The sequence below is a fragment of the Chryseobacterium sp. CY350 genome (assembly GCF_027945075.1).
Classification (GTDB): Bacteria; Bacteroidota; Bacteroidia; order Flavobacteriales; family Weeksellaceae; genus Chryseobacterium.
The window spans coordinates 2,882,111-2,894,195 of the sequence record NZ_CP116034.1 but is presented as its reverse complement, the minus strand read 5'-3'; the positions used below and the strand labels follow the sequence as shown (position 1 = coordinate 2,894,195).

The window sequence follows — 12,085 nt, the reverse complement described above, 5'->3', positions numbered from 1 at the left end:
AACACAACATTAAATCTTAATAAATGAAACGTAACGCAACAGCCGTTTGGAACGGTACCGTAAAAGAAGGGAAAGGTCATTTGACAACCCAAAGCACAACGCTTAATCAAACTCAATATTCTTTCAGCAGCCGATTTGAAGACGGTGTAGGAACAAATCCTGAAGAATTATTAGCAGCAGCTCACGCAGGTTGTTTTACGATGAAACTGAGCGCAGAACTTTCTCAGGCAGGTTTTACTCCTGAAGAACTGACTACAAAATCGGTCATTACTCTAGATCCGAGTATCGGAAAAATTACGAAGTCTGAATTGACTTTGACGGCAAAAGTTCCGGGAATTTCAGAAGAAGATTTTCAGAAATATGCAAAAATCGCAGAAGAAGGTTGCCCGGTAAGTGCAGCTTTCAATTTTGAGATCACACTGAGCGCCACTTTAGCATAAATAAAACGGAAGTCTGAGTTTAAATTATTCTCAGACTTTTTTTAAAATAAAATATACCGATTGGTATATTTTTATGTATATTTGCCAAACATTTTCAATAAATGTCGAAAGCAGAAAAGACCAAACAATTTATTATCGAAAAAACAGCAGCCTTGTTCAACAGCAAAGGCTATACTAGAACATCATTATCTGATATTTCCGAAGCTACCGGTTTGACGAAAGGCAGCATTTACGGAAACTTTGAAAACCGGGATGAGCTTGCAATTGAAGTTTATAAATTTAATTCGGGACTTCTCGGAAATAATCTACTGAGATCTTTTGGAGACGAATTTCCCACGCCGGTCGACAAACTCTATGCATTTGTAGCTTTTTACAGGAAAAACTGGCATTTTGTTTTCGCAAATGGAGGCTGCCCGATTATGAATGCAGCCACGGAATCTGATGACACTTTTCCGGATCTCAAAAAACAGGTTTCTATTTCTTTCCAAAACTGGAAAAAATCAGTATCCAATATCATTGTAAAAGGTCAGGAAGAAGGAGAATTTAATAAAGGAATTAACGCTCAGGAATATTCATCACTTTTTATCATGCTGATAGAAGGCGGCATTCTGCTATCAAAAACTACAGACGACGAAAAGTATCTCAATCTGGCTCTAGACAGAGTTTTAAAAATTATCGACACCGAAATAAAAAAGAACGCATCATAATCTATTGCTATGGACAAACTTGCAAAACTACAAGCATTTATCGGAAGAGAATTTACAGACTCACCTTCCCCTTTTATGCGCTGGCTTAACCCATTTGTGATCTCTGCCGAAGAGGGACAAATTGTATTTCAATATAAAGTAAGAGCAGAATGGCTGAATCCGATGGGTAATCTTCATGGCGGCGTTACTGCAGCAATTATGGATGATATCATCGGTGCAACAATGTTTTCATTAAACGAAAAATCATTTATCACAACGATTAATAATGTGATCGATTATTTTTCAACAGCAAAAGAAGATGACAAGATTATAGCAGAAACAAAAGTAATCAAACACGGTCGACAATTTGTGAATGCACAATGCGAAATCTGGAACGAAGATAAAACCCGCCTGATCGCAAGAGGCACTTCTAATTTATTTAAAATCAACAATTAAACATAAAAACACATACGATCTCTGAAACAATCTTAGAAAGTATGCGACTTTAATAATTACATCTACTTATGAAAAGAGTTGTCATCACAGGAATGGGTGCCGTAACACCATTGGGAAATAATGTCGAAGATTTTTGGCAGAACAGCATCAACGGAAAAAGCGGAACAGATTTAATAAAACATTTTGACACAGAGAAGTTTAAGGTTCATTTTGCATGTGAAGTCAAAAACTTTGATCCCAAAATACATCTTACTCATAATGAAATAAAAAGAAGCGACCTTTTTACACAATATGCGCTGTATTCATCTGCTGAAGCTATTCAGGATTCCGGATTAGATTTTGAAAATATGGATCCGTTTGATACGGGTGTTATCTGGGGAACCGGGCAAGGCGGAATGTGGACGTTCGAGCATGAAGTAATGGAGTTTGCAAAAGGTGAAGGCAATCCTCGTTTCAACCCTTTCTTCGTGCCAAAATTTATCGCCAACATGGCATCAGGTATGATCTCTATGAAATTTGGACTTCAGGGAATCAACTACACAACAGTATCTGCATGCGCTACAGGAAATACAGCAATCATGGATGCTTTCAACTATATTCGTTTAGGGAAAGCTAAAGTAATCATCAGCGGAGGTTCAGAAGCAGCAATTACTCCGGCTTCTGTAGGAGGCTTTTCTGTAATGAAAGCAATGTCTACCAGAAATGATGATTTTGCTACAGCTAGCAGACCTTATGACGCAGACAGAGATGGTTTTGTAATGGGTGAAGGCGCAGGCTCATTGGTTCTTGAAGAGTACGAACATGCAAAAGCCCGCGGCGCAAAAATTTATGCAGAATTATCAGGTGCTGCCATGACAGCAGACGCTTATCACATGACCGCACCTCATCCTGACGGAGCCGGAGCTGTAAAAGCGATGCAACTAGCCATACAGGAAGCTGGTGTAAATGCAGAAGAAATCAATTACATCAATCCTCACGCAACCTCTACTCCACTGGGAGATTTGATCGAGCTGAATGCGATTACCAAAATTTTTAAAGGAAATACAAATCTTGACATCAGTGCCACAAAATCGATGACGGGCCATTTGTTGGGTGCGGCCGGAGCAGCAGAAGCAATTCTTTCTATAAAAGCGATTCAGACAGGTATTATTCCACCGACGATCAATATGCACAATATAGATGAGAGAATTCCAAGAGATATTAATATTGTTTTTAATGAAGCTAAGGAAAAAGAGATCAATTATGCATTAAGCAACGCCTTTGGTTTTGGAGGACATAATGCAACTTTGGTTTTTAAAAAGTTTAAATAAACATCTGACTTCCAAATCAGCATAAAAAAAGCAGTCAATGATGACTGCTTTTTTATGTTTTTTATTTCTCTAAATAGAATCAGGAATAAACAGATTTTCAGAGGTATCGTTCATTGGAATATATAGTCTTTCCCATGCTACTTCATCTTCCATTTCCCAGCTGTGTCCTACTCCTTCAGTATCTTCTGCCAGAAGGATAACTCCCGGCTCGATCAAAAAGGTAGAGCCGTCGCTAACTTTAAACCTAATTTTCCCTTTCAGAGTGACCACGTATTGTCTTCTTGGTGCGGGATGAATATTTTTCTCCCAATCCTCTGTATGTTTGCTGATCCAGAATGAAGAAACTTTTATTGAACTTAAAGTAGGTATTTTTCCCTTTTCGAAAATACAACTACCCTCATCATTGGTTGTTAACCGTATAGCCGCAATAAAATCTGAATTGTTCTCCATTGAATTTTTTAAATCTTAATTATACTTTTAGCCATTCCGAAGAAGAAAGATAATTCTGATCCGGATAATAAATGAATAGACAGTTTTTACCTTTGATTGTATTGATGATAGGCTCCGTCAAAGATCGCGGAATTGCAGGGCAACCCCAACTTCTTCCAATTCTTTTGTGAGCTGCAGCAAATTCTTCGCTTACGTAATCGGCACCGTGCATCACAACTGCTCTTTTATATGCAGCGTCATTAAAACCTTTGTCCATTCCCAAAAGTTTCAAAGAATACCCGTTATCACCATTATACGTTGATTCTGTAATATAAAATCCCATACTGCTTTGAAGTGAACTTTCAGTATTAGAAAAATCAGTGGCAAATTCTTCACCAGTATTTTTTCCGTGAGCAACAAGTGAGTTGAAAAGCACCTTTTTTTCCTGTGTATCAATGACCCAAAGTCTTTTTGTATTGGATGATAATGAGAAATCACAGATCGTCAATAAGTGTGCTTCTTGATCCAACTTTCCTGCCTTTTTAAGATTTTCAAATCCTAATAAAGCTTTTGCAAAAACATCAAACTGCAGTTTATTTGTATTTTCGAATGAAATCGATTGGTAAAGTTCCTCAGAAGAACTCACAGTGTTTTTAGTATTTACAGATTTGTTTTCAACTATAGTTTCTATTTTACTGGTACTGATGTTTCCTTTATTCTCATTCTTTTTCGGAGAAAGATAAAAAGAAGTTGAAACCATGTACACAATGCCTAATAAGCTATAAAATCCTTTCATTAAATATTATGTTAAATTAAATTTGCGGGTACAAACTTATAAAAAACAAGTTAAACTCTCCGTAAAATCACGGAAAGTTTAACGCTATTTATGAAAGTTTAACTTAATGATTATCTGATAGTAAGCTTTATTTCTTTGAATCTGGTACAAACTCTAAACTTACAGAATTCATGCAATAACGAGTTCCTGTCGGCGGCGGACCATCATTAAAAACATGCCCTAAATGTGAGTCACAACGTTTGCAGACAACCTCTATTCTTTCCATACCATGTGAAGAATCTCTGTTGTAGGCAGTACCTTCTTTATCGGCTTCGAAAAAACTCGGCCATCCACAAGTTGATGAAAATTTAGAATCTGATCTGAATAAATGATTGCCGCAAACAGCGCAGTAATATTCTCCCAGCTCATCAAATTCGTTATACTTTCCTGTAAAAGGTCTTTCAGTATTTGCTTCTCTCGCGATTGCATATAAGTCCGGAGGAAGAATTTTTTTCCATTCAGCATTCGTCACATGAAGTTTCGTACGGTCGGTTCTTGAGTAATATGGATTGTTTTTTGCTTCTGTATTTTCCATAGAAGTTGATTTTACGGGTTTTTGAGTCTGCGAACACATTTGCAGAAAGGTTAATAAAAATAGTGAAACCAAAAATTTCATAATTGATTGATTTTAGAACAGAGATGCAAATTTTAATCCGAATTCTATTTCAATACAACTTTGTTTCGGTTTGATGACCAAATTTACTAAATTTGAGAGTATGAATGATGAACTTAAAAGGAAACAGCTCAATAAATATAAAGGATTTGCTACAGGACTTTTTGTTTTGATGGCAGTCATTTTTGTCGTGACAACTATTCTTCAGAAAACACACGAATCACATTGGATTGGCTACGTTCGCGCTTTTTCTGAAGCCGCGATGGTAGGTGCTTTAGCAGATTGGTTTGCCGTAACTGCACTGTTCCGTCATCCACTTGGGCTTCCTATTCCGCACACCAACTTGATTGAAAACAGCAAACAAAAATTGGGAGATAATCTTGGAAGTTTTGTAGTCTCAAATTTCCTTTCACCTGAAACCATTCGTCCCTATATTCAGAAAATTAAGATCTCAAATTTTGTCGGAGAATGGCTTTCGAAAGAAAGAAATCAGGAAGTTTTAATTAAAAATCTCTCAGATATTATTCTGGACATTCTTAATAAACTCGACGATTCTGAAGTAAGCACTTTTATCAGTAAAAAGGTTTCCGAAATGACTGATAATATTAAACTTAACCAAATTCTGGGTAACGGAATTATTTACCTTTTAGATAAAAATGACCATCAGAAAATTGTCACCAATCTTTCAAAACAGATCAAAGAATATCTCATCGAAAATGACAGCATGATTCAGGAAAGAGTGAAAAAAGGAAGCTATTCTTTTATTCCGTCTTTTGTTGATAACAAAATTGCAGAGAAAATCGCAAGCGGACTTTCAGATTTCTTCCGTGAAGTTGAGGAAGATACCAACCATGAAATCAGATCTTTAATTACAAAAAAGATTTATGACTTTTCTAATTATTTAAAAGAAGATCCGAAGTGGAATGATGAATTTAAAACTATAAAAAATGACTTTCTGAAAAACGATAAGTTAGAAGAATATTCCAACGACATCTGGCTTTCCATTAAAAAAACGCTTGGCGAAGAACTTCAGGAGAACGAATCTTCACTTAAAAAATACATTATCAAAAATCTGAATGAGTTTTCTGAAAACTTAAAAACCGACGAAAAACTTCAAAATAAAATCGACAATTGGGTAAGAGTTACAGCTTATAAATATATTTTGAAAAATACCCATCAAGCAGGAAGTCTCATCAGTTCAACAGTCGGAAACTGGCAAGGTAAAGAATTGAGCGAAAAGCTTGAATTAGAGGTTGGTAAAGACTTACAATTCATTCGCGTGAACGGAACTTTGGTTGGCGGATTGGTGGGATTGATTATTTATACGATTTCACATTTTTTCCTTTAAATCTAAAATTTCGAGCAAAAAAAAAGCAAAATCCTAATGACTTTGCTTTTTCAATATATTTTAAGTAAAATCTTATCTCAAAATTCTACCCGCTCTCATCAAAAGTTCCTGATTAATATCGTTGATCAATTGTGGACCTTCATAAATAAACCCAGTATACAACTGAACCAGACTTGCTCCTGCATCCAATTTTTCGATCGCATCTTTTGCAGAGTGAATTCCGCCCACTCCGATAATTGGAAATGCACGGTTACTTTTATCTGAAAGATATTTAATCATTTTTGTGCTTCTCTCACGAATTGGTTTTCCGCTTAAACCACCGTTTCCGATCTCAGCCAAAACTTCCGGCGAAGTTTTCAAACCATCTCGGTTGACTGAAGTATTTGAAACGACAATCCCGTCGATTTTTGTATCTGCAATCAGTTCGATGATTTCGTCAAGCTGTTGATTATTTAAATCGGGTGCGATTTTCAGCAAAATGGGTTTTGGATTTACTTTTCCCTGGTTGATTTTCTTTACTTCCGTAATCAATTCTCTCAAATATTCTACATCTTCCAGTTTTGCATGGCTTCCAACGTTCGGGCAGCTCACATTCAAAACAAAATAATCTACGTGAGGATGAAGGCCTTCGAAGCAGTCGAGATAATCCTGAGTGTAATTTTCGGGAGTCGTATTGGTATTTTTTCCAATGTTTCCGCCGATGATGATTTTTCCTTTGTTGCCTTTCAATTTTTCGATCGCAGCTTCCAGTCCGTCATTATTGAAACCCATTCTGTTGATGATTCCACCATCTTCAATTAGGCGAAAAAGTCTTTTCTTAGGATTTCCAACCTGCGCTTTTGGCGTTACGGTTCCGATCTCTACAAAACCAAAACCTAAATCTCCTAATTCATTGAACAAAACTGCATTTTTATCAAAACCTGCAGCCAGACCTACTGGATTTTTAAATTTTAATCCGAAAACTTCTCTCTCAAGACGTTTGTCAACGATTGGCTTTGGAAGAAATAACTTAGTAATAAATCCGAAATTTTTCAGCATCGAAAAAGTAAAATAGTGAACTTCTTCGGGATCAAATTTAAAAAGAATAGGACGAATGAGCGATTTGTACATTGAAAAAAAGTTTTACAAAAATAATCATTTTAAAATTAACGGATTATTGATGTGTGATATTTTATTTAAATGAAGGTGATTGTTGCTTTTAATTTTTAACAAAAATTTCAAAAATGTTTTTAAGGAATTATACATGGAAAAATATTTAAAATCTGTTTGATCGCAGAGATTTGCGAGATATATTTTAACGCAAAGGTTTATATTCTACATGTTGAATTTAAAGGAGCAAAGAATAATCGACAAGTCGATTTGATGAAGCTTGCTTGTAGCTGCGCGAAGCAAATTTATTTGCCTTGCTCTCTAAAATAAAACATTTGCTTAATGATCTTTGCGTTTAAAAAAATCAGAATTTCATTATATATTAACTATACAAACTCAAATCGAGTTTCAAAATATCTCCTACTCTTTTGAACTCATCATCTATAGTTGCGTTGACCGTAATTCTTTCGTTAGAAATTGGATGATTAAAAGTCAATTGATGAGCATGAAGCGTCATTTTGGTAACACCAAAAGTTTCAAGCCATAATTTGTTTTGCTTATTGCAGCCATGTTTTCGACAGCCCAAAATCGGATGCAGAATATGCTTAAAATGTTTTCTCAACTGATGAAACCTTCCTGTTTCAGGAATAGCTTCAACTAAACAATATCTTGAGGTCTGATGCTTTAAAAATGGCAAATCTATTTCCGAAATCTGCAGACGTTGATAATAGGTTATTGCATTTTGTGTTATTTCGTTTTCGTTAATTAGATCATAATCAATCGTTTCCTCATCTTTCGCCCATCCACGCAGAATTGCGATATATTTTTTCTCAACTTCTCGTGATGCAAATTGTTCGCTCATGGTTCTGAGTGTTTCTTTATCTAACGTAAACAACAAAACACCGGAAGTCTTTCTGTCTAAACGATGTACAGGATAAACTTTTTGCCCGATTTGATTTCTCAATTCCTGAATGGCATACGTGTCTGCTTCACCGGAATAAAATGATTTATGAACCAGTAATCCGCTTGGTTTATTAATGGCAATGAGATGTTCGTCGTGATACAGAATTTCTAACATGAGGCAAAAGTAGGAAAACCATGTTCATTAAAAAGAATCGTTATCAAAGTTCGCGTTTGAAAGTATAATGAAACAAATACGTACCCATATGTTCTCTACTTTCGACACTCACTAATTCCCAACCTTCATTACCATGCTGGTTTAATGTTTTGTCCATTTCGTTTGGATCGTATTCGACAGTCCAAAAATTAACTTTAGGCTTTAAAACAACGGTTTTGTATTCAAATTTTTTTTTCATGCATAAATTTTAAGTTTAAATCTACAATTAATATTTGATTCCAAAATATTTCAAAAAAATCAAAAAGTAACATTATCGCTCAATAAATCGTCTTTTTTTATTGATTTTCCTGATTTTGGATTCCATTTTCATATTTTTGCAGTTCAGACGTAAAAAAGATTATGGCAAAGCAAGAAGATGTTTTCAAGAAAGTGATTTCTCACGCTAAAGAATATGGTTTTATTTTCCCTTCCAGTGAGATCTACGACGGTTTATCCGCTGTTTATGATTATGGACAGAATGGTGCAGAACTAAAAAACAATATCAAACAATACTGGTGGAAAGCGATGGTACAGCTTAACGAAAATATTGTCGGTATTGATTCGGCAATTCTGATGCACCCTACAACTTGGAAAGCTTCGGGCCACGTTGATGCTTTTAATGATCCTTTGATTGATAATAAAGATTCTAAAAAACGGTTCAGAGCAGATGTTTTGGTGGAAGATTATTGTTTAAAAATCGAAGACAAAGAAAATAAAGAAATTGAAAAAGCAGCGAAAAGATTTGGTGAGTCTTTCGATAAAGATCAATTTGTCGCTACAAATCCTAAAATTTTAGAATACAGAGCAAAAAGAGAAACAATTCTTTCAAGATTAGCAAAATCTTTGGAAAATGAAGATCTTGCTGATGTAAAAGCTCTAATTGAAGAATTGGAAATTGCTGATCCGGACACTGGTTCAAGAAACTGGACGGAAGTAAGACAATTCAATTTAATGTTCGGAACTAAATTAGGCGCTTCTGCAGATTCTGCGATGGATCTTTATCTAAGACCAGAAACTGCTCAAGGAATTTTCGTGAATTTCTTAAATGTACAGAAAACTTCTCGTCACAGACTTCCATTTGGTATTGCTCAGATTGGTAAGGCATTTAGAAATGAGATTGTTGCAAGACAGTTTATTTTCAGAATGCGTGAATTTGAACAGATGGAAATGCAGTTTTTCGTTGCTCCTGGAACTGAACTTGAATTCTACGAACAATGGAAGCAAAAACGTCTAAACTGGCATTTGGCTCTAGGTTTAGGAAACGAGAATTACAGATTCCATGATCACGAAAAATTGGCGCATTATGCAAATGCTGCAGCAGATATTGAATTTAATTTCCCCTTTGGATTTAAAGAACTGGAAGGTATTCACTCAAGAACAGATTTCGATTTGAAAGCGCATGAAAAACATTCCGGTAGAAAATTACAATTTTTCGATCCTGAAAGAAATGAAAATTACGTTCCTTATGTTGTAGAAACTTCGGTTGGTTTAGACAGATTATTCCTTTCTTTATTCTCTCATTGCCTGAGAGACGAAGTTTTAGAAGACGGTTCAGAAAGAACAGTTTTATCTTTACCTCCGGCTTTAGCTCCGGTAAAAGCAGCAATTCTTCCGTTGATGAAGAAAGACGGTTTGGCAGAATATGCCGAGAACATATTTAATGATTTGAAATACGATTTCAATTTATTCTATGAAGAAAAAGATGCGATCGGAAAGCGTTACAGAAGACAAGACGCAATTGGAACGCCTTACTGTATCACCATTGACCACGATTCATTAACAGATCATACCGTAACCATCAGAGACAGAGACACGATGAAACAGGAAAGAGTTCCGGTTTCTGAACTGAGACGAATTATTGATGAAAAAACGAATTTCAGAAATTTACTTTCTAAAATATAAATTGAGAGCCTTGAGAAATCAAGGCTTTTTTTATGGTGGATTTACATTCTAAAGTCGTAAACACATAAGTCACAAATTTTTTCTCTTTTAAAGATCACATTAGTTTTGAAGAGCTTGATTTTCAACCTATGTGCTCTATAATAAAAGGACATTTAAATCTAATCTTTTGTTACTTATGGGTTAAAAATGAAATATAAAATTATTTTAAAACCAAACTTAATGTCATTTCTTTAAATAATCATCACTCAAATTTTAACTAAAAAATATTTTCACCAACATATCTGAAATATCATTGAATTCACTATTTTTGGATTTCAAATAATAACTATGAAAAAAATTTATGTATTGCTTTTTGGGTTAATCCAAACTTTCGCTTATTCCCAAACGCAGGATCTTGCGTCTCTAGCTTCCGGACAGAATATTGGGATGAACGCCCTTTTTGACACCAAAGAAAATCTCTACGGATATGTTTCGATGTATTCTTTGGGTAAAACGGACAAGAAAACTCAGAAATTCGAATACGTTATTTTAGATAAAAACCTCAATCCTGTTGCGAATAAAGAATTTGAAGCCGGACTTTTGGTTTCAAACTATTACGGATATGTAGATTTTAAGGGACAGATTATTTTGCGCCCGTCAGATTTCAATTACTTGCAGGCTTTTTCAAAGGAAGCAGCGATGCCTATTTCGATGGTTATCGATCCTAAAACAAACATTGTAAAGCCTAAAGTTTATTACGATTATCTTGAAAACGGAACGTTCGTAGAAATCAATCAGCCTAAGAGTTTTAAAGAAGAAAGAAAAGAAAACCGTGCTGAGAAAAGAGACAAAGGATATAATTATGTTTCTTCGGTTGCAGAAATTAAAGAAGGCGGCTTTATTGCTGTAGAATACAATGACTATGGAAGATACGTCAACAAAAACAGCCTTATAAAATTTGATGATAATAAAAAGGAAATCTGGAGATACAGCTACAACACGGCCGGCGATAAAAAAGTATTTTCTGATCTCACCGTTTTAGACAAAGACGAAAAAAGCATTTACGGAATTTTGAGAAAAGTAAACGATGACGACAAAACATTTTCTCTTCTTGTGATTGATATGAAGACAGGAAAAGAACTATCAAACAAGCCACTTACAGGTCTTTCACAGGAAACCATTTATAATATCGACAATCTTTACTCAAGTGGAAGAAAAATGTCAAACGACAAATCTTTTGATGATAAAATTCTACTTTTAGGCAGAAATTATGTTTCTAAAAAAGACAGAGGTTTTGCAAGGTTGATGCTTGATAAAAACACGTACAATGTTGATCTGAAAGAATTAAATTACAAACCGGATCTTTCTAACCAAATCCCGAAACTAGATGCAGATGGCGGCGTAGAAAACGGATATTTTCTTCAGACCAAAGATGTCTATTTTTTAAGTGACGGAAGTGTAGGGATTTTATCTGAAAAATTCAAACCTGAAGGAAATTACAGTGCTCCCAAAACAACAGATCTGGTTTACATCAATACCGACAAAGATTTTAAAGTAAAAGATGTACAGGTTTTTGAGAAAGAAAAAACCAGATGGGCAAACAACGATTATTTGTTTTCGCAATATTTAAATAACGGAAAAGACGTTGTGTTTTTCTACCGCGATTACCAAAAAGATCAGGTAACGAAAGAAAAAAAATGGAATCTCTTCATCAACACTGTGATCAACGGAAAATTTAAACAGGAAATGATTCCTATTTCTGAAAAAGATAACTTTACGGTAACGCCGTATGTTGGAAAAGAAGGTTACATCTTGCTGAGAGAACTTAACGAAAAAGAAAAATTCAACCAGATACGTTTAGAAAGACTTAATTACTGATAA

At 35.1% G+C, this 12,085-nt stretch carries 13 protein-coding genes; 7 read left to right on the top strand and 6 right to left on the bottom strand.

Annotation, left to right across the window (positions count from 1 at the left end; all coding sequences use genetic code 11):
• Nucleotides 1-23: 23 nt before the first annotated feature.
• The 4 genes from PGH12_RS13465 (at nt 24) to fabF (ending at nt 2,892) form a co-directional block, all read left to right on the top strand.
• Complete coding sequence (locus PGH12_RS13465) at nt 24-440, top strand: OsmC family protein (RefSeq protein ID WP_267596370.1); 417 nt, start codon at nt 24-26, stop codon at nt 438-440.
• A 101-nt stretch (nt 441-541) separates the two neighbouring features.
• Nucleotides 542-1,147 carry a TetR/AcrR family transcriptional regulator gene (locus PGH12_RS13460; protein WP_267596371.1) on the top strand — a complete coding sequence of 202 codons (606 nt, stop codon included), beginning with the start codon at nt 542-544 and terminating at the stop codon, nt 1,145-1,147.
• Between the two features lie 9 nt (nt 1,148-1,156).
• The gene (locus PGH12_RS13455; protein ID WP_267596372.1) at nt 1,157-1,582 is read left to right on the top strand and encodes a PaaI family thioesterase; all 426 of its coding nucleotides are present in this window, start codon (nt 1,157-1,159) and stop codon (nt 1,580-1,582) included.
• A 68-nt stretch (nt 1,583-1,650) separates the two neighbouring features.
• A complete protein-coding gene (fabF, locus tag PGH12_RS13450) occupies nt 1,651-2,892 on the top strand; it encodes a beta-ketoacyl-ACP synthase II (RefSeq protein WP_267596373.1) in 1,242 nt (413 codons plus the stop codon).
• Nucleotides 2,893-2,961: 69 nt separating this feature from the next.
• Here fabF and PGH12_RS13445 read toward each other — a convergent pair whose 3' ends face one another.
• The 3 genes from PGH12_RS13445 to msrB form a co-directional block, all read right to left on the bottom strand.
• On the bottom strand, nt 2,962-3,342 hold the full coding sequence (locus PGH12_RS13445) for a cupin domain-containing protein (RefSeq protein ID WP_267596374.1): 381 nt from the start codon (nt 3,340-3,342) through the stop codon (nt 2,962-2,964).
• Between the two features lie 19 nt (nt 3,343-3,361).
• Entirely contained in the window at nt 3,362-4,117 is a 756-nt protein-coding gene (locus PGH12_RS13440; protein WP_267596375.1) for a murein L,D-transpeptidase catalytic domain family protein, read from the bottom strand.
• 127 nt (nt 4,118-4,244) lie between these two features.
• Complete coding sequence (msrB, locus tag PGH12_RS13435) at nt 4,245-4,730, bottom strand: peptide-methionine (R)-S-oxide reductase MsrB (RefSeq protein ID WP_267596929.1); 486 nt, start codon at nt 4,728-4,730, stop codon at nt 4,245-4,247.
• Nucleotides 4,731-4,872: 142 nt separating this feature from the next.
• On the opposite strand from msrB, the gene PGH12_RS13430 reads away from it, so the two are divergent.
• Nucleotides 4,873-6,117: a DUF445 domain-containing protein gene (locus PGH12_RS13430; RefSeq protein ID WP_267596376.1), complete on the top strand. Its 1,245-nt coding sequence runs from the start codon at nt 4,873-4,875 to the stop codon at nt 6,115-6,117.
• A gap of 72 nt (nt 6,118-6,189) precedes the next feature.
• Here PGH12_RS13430 and PGH12_RS13425 read toward each other — a convergent pair whose 3' ends face one another.
• The 3 genes from PGH12_RS13425 to PGH12_RS13415 all read right to left on the bottom strand — a co-directional run bounded on the left by PGH12_RS13425 (nt 6,190) and on the right by PGH12_RS13415 (nt 8,522).
• Nucleotides 6,190-7,227 (bottom strand): quinone-dependent dihydroorotate dehydrogenase, encoded by a 1,038-nt coding sequence (locus PGH12_RS13425; protein ID WP_267596377.1) that lies wholly within the window; start codon nt 7,225-7,227, stop codon nt 6,190-6,192.
• Between the two features lie 361 nt (nt 7,228-7,588).
• Nucleotides 7,589-8,284: a pseudouridine synthase gene (locus tag PGH12_RS13420; protein ID WP_267596378.1), complete on the bottom strand. Its 696-nt coding sequence runs from the start codon at nt 8,282-8,284 to the stop codon at nt 7,589-7,591.
• A 43-nt stretch (nt 8,285-8,327) separates the two neighbouring features.
• Nucleotides 8,328-8,522 (bottom strand): DUF4177 domain-containing protein, encoded by a 195-nt coding sequence (locus tag PGH12_RS13415; protein ID WP_267596379.1) that lies wholly within the window; start codon nt 8,520-8,522, stop codon nt 8,328-8,330.
• Nucleotides 8,523-8,683: 161 nt separating this feature from the next.
• Here PGH12_RS13415 and PGH12_RS13410 point away from each other — a divergent pair, with 161 nt between their 5' ends.
• Entirely contained in the window at nt 8,684-10,225 is a 1,542-nt protein-coding gene (locus PGH12_RS13410; protein ID WP_267596380.1) for a glycine--tRNA ligase, read from the top strand.
• A 327-nt stretch (nt 10,226-10,552) separates the two neighbouring features.
• A complete protein-coding gene (locus PGH12_RS13405; protein ID WP_267596381.1) occupies nt 10,553-12,082 on the top strand; it encodes a hypothetical protein in 1,530 nt (509 codons plus the stop codon).
• Nucleotides 12,083-12,085: the final 3 nt, after the last annotated feature.